The following is a 17,437-nucleotide window of genomic DNA, read 5'->3' as shown; positions in this document are numbered from 1 at the left end:
TTCCAGTCAGCGCTGTCGGAGGCGGACCAGCTCGCGTCGGGAGGTGATGCCGAGCTTCGCGTAGACGTTGGACAGGTGGTACGCGACGGTGCGCGGGGTGATGTAGAGGTCGCGCCCGATCTCGCGGTTGGTCAGGCCCCGGGCGACGAGTGCGACGACGGCCTCCTCGTGCGGGGTGAGGCCCAGCGAGTCGTCGGCGCCGGACGGGGTGAGCCCGGCGCCGTGCAGGAGGTCCTCGCACCGCGCCCGCCACGGCGCCGCCCCGAGCCGGGCGAGGGTGTCGCGGGCGCTGCGCAGGAGGTCGACGCCGGCGCGTCGCTCGCCGGCGGCGAGCAGGCGGCGGCCGACCTCGGTCTCCAGCCGGGCGAGCCCGTGCGGGGCGACGATCCCGTCGACGCCGGCCTCGGACACCGAGCGCGGCACCGGGCCACCGGGGTCCAGGAGCAGGCGCAATCGGGCGACGTCGACGCGGTAGCGCCCGGCAGCCCGCTCCGACAGCGTCGCGAGCGCCGCGGCCGCCTCGTCGGCGCGGCCCAGCGCGTGCAGCGCCTCGGTCTCGAGGACCCGGGGCGCGAGCAGCCCCAGCCCGTCGGCGAGCGCCCGGACCGCCGGATCGCGCGTCGGTGCGAGCGCCGCGAGCACGGCGGCGGGGTCGTCCGCGACCTCGGCGAGCCGGGCCGCGGCGATCGCGCTGTAGAGGTCCAGGCCCCACCACCGCGGTCCCGACGACGCCGCGGCCGCGAGGTGCGCGCGGGCCTCGTCGGCGCGTCCCCGCAGCGCCAGGGCCTCGGCGGCGAAGGTGTGGGCGAGCCCCCCGGGCAGCGCGGTGCCGCCGTCGCGGGCGAGGGTGACCGCGAGCTCGAAGCCCTCGACGACGCCGTCGGGCACGCCGACGCGGTCCAGCACGGCGGGCCGGAACGCCAGCGCGAGCGCCAGCCCCCGCACGGGCTCACCGGCGCGGGCCCGCCGGACGGCCTCGTCGAGGTCGGCGGCCGCCGCGGCGTCGTCGCCGGCGAGGGTCGCGAGCACGCCCCGGACCAGCAGCGCGTCCACCGGCGGCGGGCCACCGTCGGGTCCCGGCGCGCGGTCGAGCACCGCGCGCGCGTCCGCCCCGCGGCCCGCGACCGCGAGCCCGACGACGAGCGCGAAGCCCGCGGGCAGGCGCACGTCGTCGCCGCGGGCGTCGTGCGCGAGCGCGCTCGCCGCGATCGTCACCGCCCGCTCGGGGTCGCCCTGCAGGAGCTGGAGCACCGCGAGGTGGGCCGCCGCGCCCGCCCGCGCCCGGTCGCCCGGGCGCTCCTCCCCCGGCTCGCCGGGCTCGGTCGCGGCCGCCGCGGCGAACCACTCCCGCGCCACCCCGAACCGGCCGGTGAACAGCGCCAGCTGCCCGAGCACCGCCGCGCGCCACGGGCTCGGCCCGCACCCGGTCACTGCTTCCTCGAGCGCCACCGCCCGGGCGATCTCGCCGTCGGCGACGAGTCGGGACGTCGCCGCGAGCAGGCGGCGCTCGCGGTCGGCGGGCTCGGTGCTCAGGTCGGCGGCGGCCCGCAGGAGGTCCGCGGCCTCGGCGCCGGCGAGGGCGGCCCCGGGCCCGGGCCCGGTGACCAGCTCCTCGATCTCCGCGGCCAGCGCCGGGTCCGGGCCGGCGGCCGCGGCGACCCGGTGCACGAGCGCGGCGCGCCCCGTGAGCCGGCGGGCCGCGGCGGCGTGCAGGGCCCGGCGGCGCGCGGGTGGCAGGTCGCCGCGGACCGCGGCGCGCACGAGGGGGTGGACGAAGCCGACGCGTACCGGCGGCCCGCCGGGGAGCTCCTCGAGCAGCCCGAGGCCGACCGCCTCGTCGAGCGCGTCGCCCGGGTCGTCGAGGTCCGCGACGGCGGCGGCGAGGGCGAGCGGGGCGCTCTCGCCGAGCACGGCCGTCGCGACCACGAGGGCCGCGGTGGCGGGCGCGGCGCGGGCGAGGCGCACGAGCAGCACCGAGGGCAGGCTCCGTGGGGCCGGCAGCACGTCGGCCGTGCCCGCCAGGACCTCGGACGGCAGCTCCTCGAGCAGCGTCCGCGCGTGCAGGGGGTGCCCGCGCGTGTGCCGCCACAGCCGGTCGGCGGCGCCGATCGAGCCCAGCGGCCGGCCGAGGGCCGCGGCCAGCTCCGAGAGCTCGCCGGGGTCGAGTCCCTCGAGGCGCACCCGGTGCACCGACTGCCCGGTCGCGGGCAGCCGCTCCCACCAGGCGTCCGGGGGAGGGCGGGCGTCGACCTCCCCGGGCCCGCCCGCGGGCCGGCGCAGGCCCGCGAGCACGAGGACCCGGTCGTGGCGCAGCCGCCGCAGCGCGAACACCAGCGCGCGCACCGACGCCGGATCGGCCCACTGCACGTCGTCGAGCACGACGAGCACCGGGTCGTCGCCCGGCTCGTCGTTCGGCAGGGCGCCCAGCGCCCCGAGCAGCTCCGCACCGACGGCGAGCGGGTCGGCGCGGGGCGCCCGGTCACCGCGCAGCAGCGGGAAGCGCTCGACGAGCTCCGGGGGCAGTCCCGCGACCACCTGGTCGAGCAGCCCGTGCGCGAGCCCGCTCTCGTCCGCGTCGCCGGTGGCGGTGAGGACGGCGGCCGCCCGGCGCCCCGCCGTGGCGCGCGCGAGGAACGCTGTCTTGCCGGCGCCCGCCTCGCCCTCGACCCACACGACGCCCGGTCGTCCAGCCCGCGCGTCCTCGTACGCCGCGTCGACCACGGCGAGCGCGTCCCGGCGTCCGACGAAGACCGGGCCGAGGGCGACACGCCGCGGCCCGCCGGGCTCCGCGCGCGTCCTCACGGTCCAGAACGAAGCGCACCGTTCGCGCCCTGTCCAGGACCACTTCCGTGGGAGACCGACCGATCGCAGCCGGTCAGCGGCCTGTCAGCAGCCCCGCAACGAACCCGTCAGCGCCGGACGGACAGCCCCACCCGCTGGAACTCCTTGAGGTCCGAGTAGCCGGTCTTGGCCATCGCGCGGCGCAGCGCGCCGAACAGGTTCATCGTGCCGGCACCGGAGCGGGCGGGGCCGGTGAGCACGGTGGCGAGGTCCGGCGCCACCGTCGGCACGCGGCTGATGCCGCTGCGGGGCAGCGACGGGTGGGCCGCGGCCGGCGTCCAGTACCAGCCGCCGCCCGGGGCCTCCTCGGCCGCCGCGAGCTGCTCGCCGAGCATCACCGCGTCGGCCCCGCAGGCGATGGCCTTGGCGATGTCGCCCGACGTGCTCATCGCACCGTCGGCGATGACGTGGACGTAGCGCCCGCCGGTCTCGTCGAGGTAGTCGCGGCGCGCGGCGGCGGCGTCGACGAGCGCGGTGGCCATCGGTACCCCGATGCCCAGCACCGAGTCGGTGGACGTCGCCGTGGACTGCCCGTAGCCGACGATGACGCCGGCCGCGCCGGTGCGCATGAGGTGCATCGCCGTGCGGTAGTCGCCCACCCCGCCGGCGACGACGGGGATGTCGAGCGACTCGATGAAGTCCTCGAGGTCCAGCGGGCCCTCGGCCTCCGCCTCGCCGCCCACGCCCGGGGTCGAGCTCCGCTCCGCTCCGTCTCCCGACACGTGCTCCGCCGAGATGATCGTCCCCTGCACCACCAGCACCTCGACGCCGGCGGCGAGCAGGGTCGGCGTCAGCTCCCGGGCGTGCTGGGGGCTGACGCGGGCGGCGACGGTGGCCCCGGCCGCGCGGACGCGCTCGAGCGCCTCGGTGACCAGCGACGCCTGGACGGGCGCGGCGTGCAGGCGCTGCAGCTCCGCGACGGCCTCGGCCGGGTCGACCGCGGCGCGCGCCGCGACCTCGGCCAGCGCCTTCTCGGCCTCGGCGTGCCGCGCCCAGAGGCCCTCGGCGTTGAGCACCCCGAGGCCTCCGAGCTCGCCGACCCGCGCCGCCGTGGTCGGGCTGACGACGGCGTCGGTCGGGTGGGTCAGCAGCGGCAGCTCGAAGCGGTAGGCGTCGAGCTGCCAGGCCGTCGACACCGCCGACGACGACCGGGTCCGCCGCGACGGGACGATGTCGAGGTCGTCGAAGACGTAGCTGCGCTGGGCGCTGCGGCCCCGCCCGATCTCGACCTGCTCGCGCACGCGGAGGCCTCCCCTGTGCTAGCGCGCGCCGTAGTTCGGCGCCTCGGCGGTCATCGTCACGTGGTGCGGGTGCGACTCGGCGAGCCCCGCCGACGTGATCCGGACGAGGTGCGCGCGCTGCAGCTCCGCGGTGGTCCGCGCGCCCGTGTAGCCCATCGCCGCCCGCAGACCGCCGACGAGCTGGTGGGCCACCTGGGCGAGGGGCCCCCGGAAGGGTACGCGGCCCTCGATGCCCTCGGGCACCAGCTTGTCGTCGGAGAGGACGTCGTCCTGGAAGTAACGGTCCTTGGAGTACGACCCCTGCTGCCCGCGGCTGCGCATGGCGCCCAGCGAGCCCATGCCGCGGTAGGTCTTGAACTGCTTGCCGTCGAGCAGGACGAGGTCGCCCGGCGTCTCGGCGGTGCCCGCGAGCAGCGAGCCGAGCATGACGGTGTTGGCACCGGTGGCGAGCGCCTTGGCGATGTCGCCCGACGACTGCAACCCGCCGTCACCGATCACCGGCACGCCCGCCGGCGCGGCCGCGGCCGCCGCCTCGTGGATCGCCGTGATCTGGGGGACGCCGACGCCCGCGATGACGCGCGTCGTGCAGATCGACCCGGGCCCGACGCCGACCTTCACCGCGTCGGCGCCCGCGTCGACCAGCGCCTGGGCGCCCGCGCGCGTGGCGACGTTGCCGCCGACGACCTCGACGCGCTCGCCGAGCTCCTGCTTGAGCTTCGCCACCATCGCGGTGACCGCGCGGGAGTGGCCGTGGGCGGTGTCGACGACGAGCACGTCGACCCCGGCGTCCACCAGGCCCATCGCCCGCGACCACGCGTCGTCGCCGACGCCGACCGCGGCGCCGCAGAGCAGCCGGCCGTCCGGGTCCTTCGTGGCGAGCGGGTACTGCTCGGTCTTGACGAAGTCCTTGACCGTGATGAGCCCGCGCAGGATGCCGGCCCCGTCGACGAGCGGCAGCTTCTCGATCTTGCGTCGGCGCAGCAGCCCCAGCGCGGCCTCGGCGGTGACGCCGACCTGCGCGGTGACGAGGTCCTCGGCCGTCATGACGTCGCGCACACGACGCGAGTGGTCGACCTCGAAGCGCATGTCGCGGTTGGTGATGATGCCCACGAGGCGCCCCGCCTCGTCGACGACCGGCAACCCGGAGATGCGGAACTTCGCGCACAGGGCGTCGACGTCGGCGAGCGTGTCGTCCGGCGAGCACGTGACCGGGTCGGTGACCATGCCGGCCTCCGACCGCTTGACCACCTCGACCTGCGCCGCCTGCTCCTCGGCCGGGAGGTTGCGGTGCAGCACGCCCATGCCGCCCTGGCGCGCCATGGCGATGGCCATGCGCGACTCGGTGACGGTGTCCATCGCGGAGCTGACCAGCGGCACCCGCAGGGTGACCCGGCGCGTCAGGCGCGCCGACGTGTCCGCCTCGGAGGGCACGACGTCGGACTCACCCGGCAGGAGCATGACGTCGTCGAAGGTGAGTCCGAGCAACGCGAACTTCTCGGGCAGACCGGGGTCCGACAGCACCATGACCCCGATGGTAGTCCGCACTCCGACGGGGTCCCCCGGGCGCGCACACCGCCGCTGGGTGACGCGCGCGCCACGGCGGGTAAATTGCTGGTCGTGGCCTACGAAGCGCTGCCGCCCGACCCGTTCGCGGGAGATCCCGCGGACCCCGCACGCGCGCTCGGGGGACAGGACGCCGACGCCCTGGACGACGCGCCCCTCGACGACGCCGAACGTGACGAGGTGGTCGCCGACCTCGGCGACCTCGCGGTGTTCGAGGCGCTGCTCGCCCCGCGCGGCATCCGCGGCGTCGTCGTCGACTGCGAGGACTGCTCCGAGCAGCACTACCACGACTGGGACCTGCTGCGGGCGAGCCTGCAGCAGCTGCTCGACGAGGGGCACATGCGCCCCCACGAGCCCCCGTTCGACCCGGACCCGGCGTCCTACGTCACGTGGGAGTACTGCCGGGGCTTCGCGGACGCGACCCTCGCCGAGTAGCCGCACACCCCGCACACGCACGAACGGCCCGGTCCCCTCGCGGGGGCCGGGCCGTTCGGCGTCCGGGGTGGTGCGTCAGTTCGGCGTCGAGGACGTGGTGTCCGGGGGCGTGGAGTCGCTCGTACCGGGCTCCTCGGAGTCGCGGGTGTCCGGCGTCGCCGGGTCCTCCGCCGCCGGCGAGGACGGGTCCTCGGGCGCGGGAGCCGCGGGCTCCTCCTGGCTCGGCGGGGCCGTGTCCTCCGGGGTCTGGCCCGCACCCGCCGCCGGGGCCTCCGGCGACGGCTCCGTCGAACCCGACGAGGGCTCGCGGGTGGACGGCGACGGGTCGGCCTCGATCGAGCTCTGCACCCGGTCGCGCTCGGCCACCAGCGGGGCGCGCTCCTCGGGCGCGACCTGCGGGATGACGATGTTGACCTGGGCGAGCTCGTTGCGGGCCGCCTGCGTGTCGCCGCGGGCGAGGGCGCCGTTGGCGGCCTCGATCCGCGTGCGGACCTCCTCGACGCGCTCGACGCTCTGCGCACGCTCGGAGAAGAAGACCTTGGAGACGCCCCACAGCGTGTCGCCGGGCATGGCGCCGTGGACGGCGACGGTCAGGCCCGCGCAGGCCACGGCAGCGGCGACCGCCGCGATGGCGAACGGCATGCGCCGCCGCCCGCGGGAGCGCAACCGGTCGCGGCTCTCGTGGCCGGCGGCGACGGCCTCGGCCGCCTCGTCCAGCGTCACGAGCTCCGGCATCGGATCGGCCTCGATGTCGGCCCGCCACGCGGCGAGGATCGCCGCGAGACGGTCGTCGTCGGTACCGCCGAAGCCGTAGGCCGCGCTGTCACCTGCCCCGCCGGCACCGCCGGCGAGCGCGTCGATCAGGGCGTCGTCCGCCCGGACCGCCGCGAGGTCGACGGGGCCGTCGACGAGGTCACCCTCGGACCCGCCCGACGCCCGGTGGCCGCCCACTCAACTCACCTCTTCCGAGATCGCGGACACCGCGGTCCGCAGCTTCGACAACGCCCGGTGCTGGGCCACCCGCACCGCCCCGGGGGTGGACTCGACCGCTTCCGCGGTTTCCTCCGCCGACAGTCCAACGACGACACGCAGCACGAGGATTTCCCTCTGTTTGGGCGGCAGCGTGTCGAGCAGTTGACCCATCTGGACGGACAACGCTCCGTTCAGTGCACGCTGCTCGGGGCCGTCCCGGGGATCGAGCTCCTCCGGGAGCTCCTCCACGGGCTCGGAGCGGCTGCGCGCGACCGACCGGTGGGCGTCGACGACCTTGTGGGCCGCGATGCCGTAGACGAAGGCGAGGAACGGGCGGCCCTGGTCGCGGTATCCCGGCAGCGCGGTGAGCACGGCGAGACACACCTCCTGGGCCACGTCGTCGGCGGAGACCGCCGATCGTTCCTGCCGGCCGATGCGCGCACGGCAGTACCGCACGACCAACGGCCGGATGATCGCGAGAACGCGGTTGAGGGCCGAGCGGTCGCCGTCGTTGGCGGCGGCCACCAGTCCCTCGAGATCGTTCCCTGCGTCAGTCATCGCTGCACGTGGCCCCGGTGTTACGCGGGGCGGCGACTCCGGCCGCATCGGCACTGCCATCGACGCGGGGGCCACCGCCGGACGGTCCGGCGCCCCGGCCGAGGTGAGCGGGCCGGGTGCCGACATGGTCGGCTCAGCGTAGCGGGCCGTCTGCGGACCCGACGCGGGCCAGGACGGGGGCGGGGCGGCGTTCCCCCGATCCGGAACGCGCCACCGGTCCGCGGCGCGGTGGACCGCCCGCGGGATGCCGATGACCGGCGTCGGGACGTCGTCGGCGACGGGTCGAGCTCCCCCGTCGGCGTGCTCCCCCTGATACCCCGTCTCCCACCCGGCGTGCACCCCGCGTGTCACGGCGGCCGGACCTCCCGAGCGACCGTCGTTCCGGGACGCGGTCAGGAGACCAGGCCCCGTCGGAAGCCGTGCGCCACGGCCTGCGCACGGTCGCGCACGCCGAGCTTGCGGAACAGGCGTCGCGCGTGGGTCTTGACCGTGTCCTCGGAGAGGTAGAGCTCACGCCCGATCTGGCCGTTGCTCTTGCCCTGGGCCATGCCGCGCAGGACCTGGAGCTCGCGCTCGGTGAGCTGGACGCCGGTGTCGGCCGGGGTGCGGGGAGCGGGCACCGACGTGCTGGCGAGCGTGTGGGCGAGGGCGGCGACGAGCTCGGGCCGCGAGGCGTCCCAGCGCAGGTAGCCCCGGGCGCCGCCGGCGATGGCCGCGGCGATGCTGCCGGAGTCGTCGGGCGCGCCGAAGACGATGACGTTGGCCTGCGGGTGGGCGGCCACGAGACGGCGGGTGGCCTCCACGCCGGTGGGCACCGCGCGCTGGGTGCCGACGAGCACGACGTCGACCGTCTGCCGCGAGAAGCGGGTGAGCAGCTCGTCGCCGTGGGCGACGCAGTCGATGCGGTGGACACCCGGGACCGCGGACATCACCCTGGTGAGGCCTTCACGGACGCTGCGACGGTCGTCGCAGATCAGCACCGTGGTCACGGGAGCTCCTTTCTGCAGCGACCCTGCAGCCGATGAGCGAGCACTCTCCCCCATCGGCGTACCGGCCGCCGAGCTTGACCCGCCGACCGGAGCGAATTCGGTCCGCCGTCCGGCCGGTTCGCGTGCGCGGTCGGGTCCCCGCTCGGCCTGCCGGTCCATGCGCTCTCCTCGTTCGACGGGCGCAGGACGGTCCACGCCTCGATGGGGCCGAGGGCCTCCACGGCTGATCGGCGCCGGCCGCTGCGTCGACCGGCCGGTGTGGTGGCCCTCCCCCTGTTCAACGTGCGGGCGACCCTACGGTGACGACCGGAGATCCACCGGATACGACCGTCGGGCGACACCGTCGTGTACTCCGCGTGCGGGGAATGATCACGGATCGGAGCCGGTTCGGCAAGCACCCCGACATGTAGGCGACCGCTCACCGATGCATGGATCGGGGAATGGCGCACGTCGCATGCCCTGGACGGGTCGTGCGCAACCGCCATAGGGTCCACCCCGACGATCGCGGTGCGCGCCGAGGAGCGCACGCAGCGTGATCGCCAGGCACGGCACGGTGTGGAGCCCCGGCACCGCGACGGCCGTGCCCCGTCGGACCCAGCCGGACCCTCGGGTCCTGCAGACGTGGAGGTGGCGCATGGCCGACGTCCGCCGGCTTCCCGGACCCAACGCCGACATCTGGGACTGGCAGCGCCTCGGGGCGTGCCGGGGGATGGACAGCGCGTTCTTCTTCCACCCCGACGGCGAGCGCGGACCCGCCCGCGCCCACCGCGAGCGCCGCGCCAAGGCCGTGTGCCGCAGCTGCCCCGTCCTCGAGCCGTGCCGCCGCCACGCCATCGCCGCGGGCGAGCCGTACGGCATCTGGGGCGGCATGTCGGAGTCCGAGCGCGTCGCGGCCGCGACCGGCCGCCCCCGCCGCCTGAACTGAGCCCCCGGGCACCGGAGACACGACGGGCCCCCACCGCCTCGCGGCGATGGGGGCCCGTCGTCGTCCCTGCCCGGGTGACGGCCGGCTAGTGGCCGTGCCCGTGGCCGTGCCCGTGACCGCCGGCGGCCGCCGGCTCCTCCTCCTCGGGCTTGTCCACGACGGCGCTCTCCGTGGTGAGCACCATGCGGGCGATGGAGGTGGCGTTCTCCAGGGCGGAGCGGGTGACCTTGACCGGGTCGATGATCCCGGCGGCCATGAGGTCGCCGTAGGTCTCGCTCGCGGCGTCGTAACCGGTCTCCCAGCTCCCGTCCGCCACCTTGGCCGCGACGACCGAGCCCTCGAGGCCCGCGTTGTGGGCGATGGCCTTGAGCGGCGCCGAGAGCGCCCGGCGCACGAGCGCCACGCCGGTGGCCTCGTCACCCGTGCGTCCGAGGCCGCCGTCGAGCTCGGCCGCGGCGTGCAGCAGCGCGCTGCCGCCACCGGGGACGATGCCCTCCTCCACCGCGGCGCGGGTGGCGGCGATGGCGTCCTCGATGCGGTGCTTGCGCTCCTTCATCTCGGTCTCGGTGGCCGCGCCGACCTTGATGACCGCGACGCCGCCGGCGAGCTTCGCCAGCCGCTCCTGCAGCTTCTCGCGGTCCCAGTCGGAGTCGGTCTCCTCGATCTCACGGCGGATCTGGGAGACGCGGGCGTCCACGTCGGCCCGCTGCCCGCCGCCCTCGACGAGGGTGGTCGTGTCCTTGGTGATGACCGCGCGCCGCGCGGTGCCGAGCACCTCGGGGCCGACCTCGGACAGCTTGATGCCGACCTCGGGGTTGACGACGGTCGCACCCAGGGCGGCCGCGAGGTCGTCGAGGAACGCCTTGCGGCGGTCGCCGAAGAACGGCGCCTTGACCGCGGCGACCCGGACGGTCTTGCGGATGGAGTTGACGACGAGCGTCGAGAGCGCCTCGGCCTCGACGTCCTCGGCGATGATCAGCAGCGGCTTGCCGCCCTCGACGACCTTCTCCAGGAGCGGGAGGAGGTCCGAGATGGCACTGATCTTCTCGCGGTGCAGCAGGACCTGGACGTCCTCGAGCACCGCCTCCATCGAGTCGTTGTCGGTGACGAAGTAGGGCGAGATGTAGCCCTTGTCGAACTGGAGACCCTCGGTGATCTCCAGCTCGGTGGCGAGCGTCGAGGCCTCCTCGACGGTGATGACGCCGTCCTCGCCGACCTTCTCCATGGCCTCGCCGATGAGGTCGCCGATCGTCTGGTCGCGGCTCGCGACCGCGCCGACGGCGGCGATCCCCTGACGCCCGTTCACCGGGGTCGCCCGAGAGCGCAGGACCTCGGTGACCTTCTCGGTCGCGGCGACCATGCCGGCGCCGAGCGCGGCCGGGTTGGCCCCGGCGGCGAGGTTGCGCAGGCCCTCGCGCACGAGCGCCTGGGCGAGCACCGTCGCCGTCGTCGTGCCGTCACCGGCGACGTCGTTGGTCTTGGTGGCGACGTTCTTGGCCAGCTGCGCGCCGAGGTTCTCGAACGGGTCGTCGAGCTCGATCTCGCGGGCGATGGTGACGCCGTCGTTGGTGATCGTGGGACCACCGAACTTCTTCTCCAGGACGACGTGGCGACCGCGGGGTCCGAGGGTCACCGTCACCGCCCCGGCGAGCTGGTCGACGCCGCGCTCGAGCGCGCGCCGGGCCGTCTCGTCGAACGTGATCTGCTTGGGCACTGAGATCCTTCCTTGTCCCGCGGAGACGACGCCGCCCCGGTGCCCCGTGGGGCCACCGGGGCGGCGATCGACGTGGGTGCGCGCGGGTCCTAGTTGACGACCGCCAGCACGTCACGCGAGGAGAGGATCAGGTAGTCCTCGCCGTTGTACTTGACCTCGGTGCCGCCGTACTTCGAGAAGATGACGACGTCACCGACGGCGACGTCGAGCGGGATGCGGTTCCCGTTGTCGTCGACGCGGCCCGGGCCGACGGCCAGGACCTTGCCCTCCTGGGGCTTCTCCTTGGCCGTGTCGGGGATGACGATGCCGGAGGCGGTCGTGGTCTCGGCCTCGCTGGCCTGCACCACGAGCTTGTCCTCGAGCGGCTTGATGTTCACGCTGGCCACAGCGGTGACCTCCACCTGTCCTGGGGTCGGGATGGCTTCCTCTGCCATCACGACGCCGGGGTGCCGTCCCGCCGTCGCGGGTGCCGGAACGGCTCCGACGCCGTGCTGATTGGCACTCTAGCGCCGAGAGTGCCAAGCCATCAACGAGGGTCGCGAGCAGGCGGGTCGCGGCGCATGGTGAACGCGTCCGCGCCCGAGGCGTAGTAGCGCCGCCGCGTGCCGAGGACGGCGAAGCCGGTGCCGCGGTAGAGGCCCAGCGCGGCCTCGTTGTCGACGCGGACCTCGAGGAACGTCGTCGCCCCGATCGCGTCGGCCGCGGCGAGCAGGCCGGCGAGCAGCGCGCGCCCGATCCCCCGGCCCTGGTGGGCGGGGTCGACGCCGATCGTGTGGATCTCCGCCTCCGCCTGCTGGCCGAGCCGCCCGGGCATGAGGGCGATGCCGCCGTAGCCGACGAGCTCGCCCGCGTCCCGCGCGGCGAGGTAGTGGTGACCGGCGCGCAGCTCGGTGCGGAACGCCCGGGCGCTCCAGGGGTCGTCACCGGGGAAGAGGATCGCCTCGAGCTCGGCGCAGCGGTCGGCGTCGTCCGGGGTCAGCGCGTCGAGGACGACGGCGCTCACGGCCGTGTCATCCGCGTGGTCATCCGCGTGGTCATCCGCGTGTCACGGCCTTCGGCGCCCCGGGCGGGACGGCGTCGGGGCGGCGCAGGTAGAGCGGCACGAGCGGGCCCGGGTCGGTGCCTGCCCGCAGGGCCGGCGCTGCGACGGCGACCAGGCCCTCAGGGGTGGGGCCGAGCGCCGTTGTCTCCGCCGTTCCGGCGCCCACCTGGGCGGCGGCGTCACCGAGGACCCGGTCGACGGGGCCCAGGTCGCCGTCCGGAGCGAGGCGCGCGGCGAGCTCGGCGGGCGCGACCACGTCGGGGCCGTGCGTGCGCACGCCGTCGACCAGCAGGCTCCAGTAGACCTCGCGGCGGCGGGCGTCGGTCACCACCAGGACGCGGAGCGGAGCGGAGCCGGACCCGTCGTCCGGGACGCGGAGCGGAGCGGAGCCGGACCCGTCGTCCGGGACGCGGAGCGGAGCGGAGCCGGACCCGTCGTCCGGGACGCGGAGCGGAGCGGAGCCGGCGGCCAGCGCGTCGTGGGTCGGCACGCCGTGCACCGGGATGCCCAGCGCGTCGCCCACGGCCGCGGCGGTGACGAGCCCGACCCGCAGCCCGGTGAACGGTCCGGGACCGAGCCCGGCGACCACCGCGTCGAGGTCGGCGCGCGTGCGCCCGGCCTCCGCCAGGGCCTCGGCGACGGCGGGCGCCAGCAGCTCGGCGTGCGCGCGGGCGCCCTCGGCGTCGCGGGCGGCGAGGGTCGTCGGGGGGCCCTCGCTCGGGTCGAGCTCGACCACGCCGGCGGTGATCCGGGCGGTGGCGGTGTCGAGGGCCAGGACGAGCACGGGCCCGACCCTACGGAGCGACCAACCGTGCGGGTCCGTGCAGGTGCGCCTCGCGGGTCTCGTCGGCCTCGGACCGGTCGAGACGGACGAGGAGGTGCTCGCTCGCGAGGTGCTCGGCGACGCCCTCGCCCCACTCGACCACGACGGCGGCGCGGGTGAGGTCGGTGTCGAGGTCGAGGTCGTCGAGCTGGGCGGCGACCTCGCGCGGGTCCGGGTCGCCGGTCCCGACGCCGAGCCGGTAGGCGTCGACGTGCACGAGCACGACCCCGCGCCCGCCGAGGGCGTCGGGCAGCGGCGGGTGCTCGCGGGCGATGACGAACGTCGGCGACGTGATCGGCCCCTCGACGCCGAGCCCCTCGCCGATGCCCGCCGCGAGGCAGGTCTTGCCGGCCCCCAGCGGGCCGGCGAGGACGACGAGGTCGCCGGGCGCGAGCCGCGCGCCGATGGCGCGCCCGAGCTCGGTGGTGTCCGCGGCGGTGGGCAGGAGCACGCGCCGCTCGGTGACGACGTCGGCCGCCATCAGGCCCGCCGCCGCGGCCGGCGCAGCCCGCGGCGCGGGCGGTCGGTGGTCGCGGTCCGGCCCGGGCGCAGCCGGCGCAGGACCTGGCTGCGGTGGGTGCAGCGGCGCAGCAGCTCGAGCAGCGCGGCGTCGAACTCCCCGGGCTGCTCGAGCATCGCCATGTGCCCCGCGCCCTCGAGGGGCAGGAGCTCGGCGTGCGGCATCTCCGCGGCGATGAGCTCGGAGTGCTCGTAGGGGATCATCCGGTCCCGCGTGCCGCCCGCGACCAGCACCTCGCACTGCGACAGGCCCGCCAGCGCGGCGCGGCGGTCGTGCGTGGACAGGGTGTTGGCGAACGAGGTCAGCGCGTCCAGCGGGGTGGCGGCGATCGTGCGGTCGACGAGGTCGACCAGCGCCGGGTCGGTGCTCCGGTCGCCGAACGAGAGGGCCTGCACGAACGCCCAGATGACGTTGCCGGCCACGCGGCGCACGCGGTCGGCGAACGCCGGCTGCGCGTGCGCGATGCGGCCCAGCACGTTGACCGTGGGATTGCGGTGCGAGAGCACGGCTTGCTTGAGGCCCCCCGCCATGACGTCACCGGCCGAGGTGCACAGCAGGGAGACGCCGACGATGCGCTCGCGGAAGAGCTTCGGGTTGCGCTCGGCGAGCGCCATGATCGTCATGCCGCCCATGGAGTGCCCGGCGAGCACGATCGGGCCCTCCGGCACGACCGCGCGCAGGACCGCATCGAGGTCGGCGCCGAGCTGGGCGATCGTGCACGACCGCGCGCTCGCCTGTCCGGATCGCCCGTGGCGGCGCTGGTCGTAGAGCACGGTGCGCACCGCCGGCTCGGTGAGCTCCGAGAGCATGCGGCGCTGGAAGTGCCAGCACTTGCGGTCCAGGGCGAAGCCGTGGACGAGTACCACGGTCAGCTCGGGGCGGGCGCCCTCGGTGACCGGGTCGACCTCCTCGACCGAGAGCCGCACGCCGTCGTCCGCGGCCACCGACGACTCGCGCCCGGGCGGCACCAGCCCGAGCTGCGAGGGATGGGCCTTCTCCTCCTCGGACAGCGCCGCGCGCTGACGCAGGATGCGCGAGCGGGCCCGTCCGGCCCCGACGGCACCGGCCGCGGCCGCGCCGCCCAGCACCGCGCCGGCGACGGCACCCGCGACCCCGCCGGGCGAGATGCGGTGGTCCTCACTCACGAGGGCGTCCCGTGGGTACGGGTCACGCGCGGCCGGCAGCCCACGCCCGTGACCACCTCGTAGTGGATCGTGTCGAGCCAGCGCGCCCACTCGAGCGCGGTGGGCTCGCCGGCGTCGCCGGGCCCGAACAGCACGACCTCGTCACCGGGGGCGACCGGGGGCACGTCACCCTCCGCCGGGCCGAGGTCGACCACGACCTGGTCCATGCACACGCGGCCCACGACCGGTCGGCGCCGACCGGCGAGCTGCACCGTCATCGTTCCTCCGAGCCGTCGCGGCACGCCGTCCGCGTACCCCGTCGGCACCAGTGCCAGCACCCGGTCGTCGGGCGCGATCCACTCGTGGCCGTAGGACACACCCTCCCCGGCCGCGATGCGTTTGACCAGTGCCACGCGGGTGCGGAACGTCATGGCCGGGCGCAGACCGTGATGGTCGGGAGCCTCGAGCGGGTCGAGCCCGTAGACCGCGATCCCGGGCCGGACGAGGTCGAGGTGCAGGTCGGGGCGGGTCAGGGTGGCCGCGGAGTTCGCGAGGTGCCGCCAGGGGCGCGGGCCGCCGAGCAGCTCCCCCGCGGCGCGCCAGGCGTCGTCGAGGCGCTTCGCCTGGACGTCGATCGTCGGGTGGTCGGGGGCGTCGGCGTGCGCGAGGTGCGACCACACGGCGGCCACCTCGACGTCACCCGCGGCGCGCGCCGCCTCGGTCGCGGCGAGCAGGTCGCCCCACGCCCCGGGCGGGCAGCCGTTGCGGCTCAGCCCCGTGTCGATCTTGAGGTGGATGCGCGCAGGACGCCCGGCCCGGCCCGCGCCGGCGACGACGCCGTCGAGCTCGGCGCGGGAGGAGACCCCGAGGTCGACGGCGTCGGCGACGGCGGGGGCGAAGTCCTCGTCGGGCAGGTGCAGCCACGACAGCACCGGCGCGCGGATGCCCGCCGCGCGCAGCTCGGCGGCCTCCTCGAGGGTGCAGACGCCGAGCCAGGTGGCGCCGCTCGCCAGCGCGGTGCGGGCGATCTCGGGCGCGCCGTGCCCGTAGCCGTCGGCCTTGACGACGGCCATCGTCGCGGCGCCCGAGTCGCGCGCCAGGCCGGCGAGGAGCCGGATGTTGTGGGCCACGGCGTCGTGGTCGATGCGGGCCTCGACGCGGGGGCGGGTCCGCGTACCGGTGCTGACGCTCACGTGGCCTCCCTGACCTGACGGATCGCGGCCGGCAGGGCGCGCTGGACGTGCGAGGCGGGCACGGGCGAGCCGGGACCGTCCTGCGCGCCGGCGCCGATCTCCGCTGCCCGGGCGTGCACGAACGCCGCGCAGCCGCCCGCCCACCACGGGTCGAGGCCCGCCGCGAGCAGGGCGCCGGCGACGCCGGACAGGACGTCGCCCGAGCCGGCGGTGGCGAGCCACGCGCTGCCGGCCGGGTGGACGAGCACGCGGCCGTCGGGGGCGGCGACGACCGTGGCGTTGCCCTTGAGCAGGACGGTGACGCCGAGGTCGGCGGCGGCATCCCGGGCGGACGCCACCCGGTCCTCGCCGAGGGTGGCGATCCGCCCGAACTCGCCCGCGTGCGGGGTGACGAGCACCGGGGTGTCCCGCGCGCGGGCCCGCAGCTCCGCGTGCTGCCCGAGCAGGGTCACCGCGTCGGCGTCGGCGAGCACCGGCAGGCCCGCGTCGAGGACGTCGGCGAGGGTCTGCGCGCCGGCGTCGTCGGTGCCCAGCCCCGGGCCGACGACCCACGCCTGCACGCGCCCGGCCTCGCCGACGGTGTCGGTGGCGACGATCTCGGGCCACGCGGCGCGCACCTCGTCGGCGGCGCTCCCGGCGTAGCGGACCATGCCGCTGGTGGCCAGGGCGGCCGCGCCGGAGGCGAGCACCGCGGCGCCGGGGTAGGTCCGCGAGCCGGCGGCGACGCCGACCACGCCCTGGGTGTACTTGTCGTCGAAGGGTCCGGGCACCGGCCAGCGCGCGGCGACGTCGGCGTCCTGCAGCACCGTGATCGGTGCGGGCGGCAGCTCGGGGCCCAGGCCGATGTCGACCAGCGTCACGGGGCCGCAGCGGGGCGCAGCGAGCACGTGGATGGGCTTGCGGGCGCCGAAGGTGACGGTCAGGGCCGCCGTGACCGCCTCGTCGGCGGCGACCCCGGTGAGCGGGTCCACGCCGCTGGGGGTGTCGACGGCGAGGACGGGGACGCCGGCGGTGGCCGCCGCGTCGGCGAGCGTGGCCGCCCCCGGCCGCAGGCCGCCGCGGGCGCCGGTGCCGACGATGGCGTCGAGGACGAGGTCGGCGCGGTCCACGGCCGCGACGCCGTGCTCGACGGCGGTGACGACCCGGCCCCTCTGCGCCCGGAGCGCCGCGAGGCCCGCGGGGTGCGCCTTGTCCGGGCTGAGCAGGACTGCGGTGACCGCGACCCCGCGGCGGCGCAGCTCGTAGCCCGCCCAGAGGCCGTCGCCGCCGTTGTTGCCCGCGCCGACGAGGACGACGACCCGGCGCCCGGCCACCCCGCCCGTCCGGCGCCCGAGCTCGGCGAGCGCCACCTGCGCGACGCCCCGGGCCGCCCGGCGCATGAGCGCGCCCTCGGGGGTGCGCGCCAGCACCGGTTCCTCGGCCGCGCGCACCTGCTCGGGCGTCCAGACGCCGTACACCCCGGCTGCCTCCTCCGGCCTCTGTGAGCAGTTGCCACGC

The 17,437-nt window shown here is 76.4% G+C and carries 16 protein-coding genes; 2 read left to right on the top strand and 14 right to left on the bottom strand.

Annotated elements, in window-relative coordinates; genetic code table 11:
* Positions 1–6 precede the first annotated feature (6 nt).
* The 3 genes from PGB27_RS14795 to guaB all read right to left on the bottom strand — a co-directional run bounded on the left by PGB27_RS14795 (position 7) and on the right by guaB (position 5,606).
* Positions 7–2,802: an AAA family ATPase gene (locus tag PGB27_RS14795; protein WP_274201138.1), complete on the bottom strand. Its 2,796-nt coding sequence runs from the start codon at positions 2,800–2,802 to the stop codon at positions 7–9.
* 107 nt (positions 2,803–2,909) lie between these two features.
* Entirely contained in the window at positions 2,910–4,082 is a 1,173-nt protein-coding gene (locus PGB27_RS14790) for a GuaB3 family IMP dehydrogenase-related protein (protein ID WP_274201137.1), read from the bottom strand.
* 18 nt (positions 4,083–4,100) lie between these two features.
* A complete protein-coding gene (gene guaB, locus PGB27_RS14785) occupies positions 4,101–5,606 on the bottom strand; it encodes an IMP dehydrogenase (protein ID WP_274201136.1) in 1,506 nt (501 codons plus the stop codon).
* An 87-nt stretch (positions 5,607–5,693) separates the two neighbouring features.
* Between guaB and PGB27_RS14780 the strand changes: the two genes are divergently transcribed.
* Positions 5,694–6,080, top strand: a complete 387-nt coding sequence (locus PGB27_RS14780) for a DUF5319 domain-containing protein (RefSeq protein WP_274201484.1) — start codon at positions 5,694–5,696, stop codon at positions 6,078–6,080.
* 75 nt (positions 6,081–6,155) lie between these two features.
* Here PGB27_RS14780 and PGB27_RS14775 read toward each other — a convergent pair whose 3' ends face one another.
* The 3 genes from PGB27_RS14775 to PGB27_RS14765 form a co-directional block, all read right to left on the bottom strand.
* Complete coding sequence (locus tag PGB27_RS14775) at positions 6,156–7,031, bottom strand: anti-sigma-D factor RsdA (RefSeq protein ID WP_274201135.1); 876 nt, start codon at positions 7,029–7,031, stop codon at positions 6,156–6,158.
* Positions 7,032–7,610, bottom strand: coding sequence for a sigma-70 family RNA polymerase sigma factor (locus PGB27_RS14770; RefSeq protein ID WP_274201134.1), 579 nt, complete (start codon positions 7,608–7,610; stop codon positions 7,032–7,034). It abuts the gene before it with no gap.
* Positions 7,611–8,002: 392 nt separating this feature from the next.
* The gene (locus tag PGB27_RS14765; protein ID WP_274201133.1) at positions 8,003–8,599 is read right to left on the bottom strand and encodes a response regulator transcription factor; all 597 of its coding nucleotides are present in this window, start codon (positions 8,597–8,599) and stop codon (positions 8,003–8,005) included.
* Between the two features lie 634 nt (positions 8,600–9,233).
* Here PGB27_RS14765 and PGB27_RS14760 point away from each other — a divergent pair.
* The gene (locus tag PGB27_RS14760; protein ID WP_274201132.1) at positions 9,234–9,524 is read left to right on the top strand and encodes a WhiB family transcriptional regulator; all 291 of its coding nucleotides are present in this window, start codon (positions 9,234–9,236) and stop codon (positions 9,522–9,524) included.
* An 85-nt stretch (positions 9,525–9,609) separates the two neighbouring features.
* Here the strand turns inward: PGB27_RS14760 and groL are convergent, their stop codons facing one another.
* From groL to PGB27_RS14720, 8 genes are all read right to left on the bottom strand, one after another.
* Positions 9,610–11,238, bottom strand: a complete 1,629-nt coding sequence (groL, locus tag PGB27_RS14755) for a chaperonin GroEL (RefSeq protein WP_274201131.1) — start codon at positions 11,236–11,238, stop codon at positions 9,610–9,612.
* 89 nt (positions 11,239–11,327) lie between these two features.
* The gene (groES, locus tag PGB27_RS14750) at positions 11,328–11,672 is read right to left on the bottom strand and encodes a co-chaperone GroES (RefSeq protein ID WP_274201130.1); all 345 of its coding nucleotides are present in this window, start codon (positions 11,670–11,672) and stop codon (positions 11,328–11,330) included.
* A gap of 92 nt (positions 11,673–11,764) precedes the next feature.
* Positions 11,765–12,241 carry a ribosomal protein S18-alanine N-acetyltransferase gene (gene rimI / locus PGB27_RS14745; protein ID WP_274201129.1) on the bottom strand — a complete coding sequence of 159 codons (477 nt, stop codon included), beginning with the start codon at positions 12,239–12,241 and terminating at the stop codon, positions 11,765–11,767.
* Between the two features lie 31 nt (positions 12,242–12,272).
* Positions 12,273–13,064, bottom strand: coding sequence for a tRNA (adenosine(37)-N6)-threonylcarbamoyltransferase complex dimerization subunit type 1 TsaB (gene tsaB / locus PGB27_RS14740; protein WP_274201128.1), 792 nt, complete (start codon positions 13,062–13,064; stop codon positions 12,273–12,275).
* A gap of 10 nt (positions 13,065–13,074) precedes the next feature.
* Positions 13,075–13,584: a tRNA (adenosine(37)-N6)-threonylcarbamoyltransferase complex ATPase subunit type 1 TsaE gene (gene tsaE / locus PGB27_RS14735; protein WP_274201127.1), complete on the bottom strand. Its 510-nt coding sequence runs from the start codon at positions 13,582–13,584 to the stop codon at positions 13,075–13,077.
* Positions 13,584–14,768 carry an alpha/beta fold hydrolase gene (locus tag PGB27_RS14730; protein WP_274201126.1) on the bottom strand — a complete coding sequence of 395 codons (1,185 nt, stop codon included), beginning with the start codon at positions 14,766–14,768 and terminating at the stop codon, positions 13,584–13,586. Before PGB27_RS14730 ends, tsaE begins: the two co-directional genes overlap by 1 nt.
* Positions 14,765–15,940 (bottom strand): alanine racemase, encoded by a 1,176-nt coding sequence (gene alr, locus PGB27_RS14725; RefSeq protein ID WP_274201125.1) that lies wholly within the window; start codon positions 15,938–15,940, stop codon positions 14,765–14,767. The genes PGB27_RS14730 and alr overlap by 4 nt, the downstream gene beginning before the upstream one ends.
* Entirely contained in the window at positions 15,937–17,397 is a 1,461-nt protein-coding gene (locus PGB27_RS14720; RefSeq protein ID WP_274201124.1) for an NAD(P)H-hydrate dehydratase, read from the bottom strand. The genes alr and PGB27_RS14720 overlap by 4 nt, the downstream gene beginning before the upstream one ends.
* Between the last annotated feature and the right edge of the window lie 40 nt (positions 17,398–17,437).

Origin of the sequence: Actinomycetospora lemnae (genome assembly GCF_028737315.1) — a bacterium.
GTDB lineage: Bacteria > Actinomycetota > Actinomycetes > Mycobacteriales > Pseudonocardiaceae > Actinomycetospora > Actinomycetospora lemnae.
Note: the sequence above shows the minus strand (reverse complement) of the source record. Positions and strands in the feature narration are given on the sequence as shown.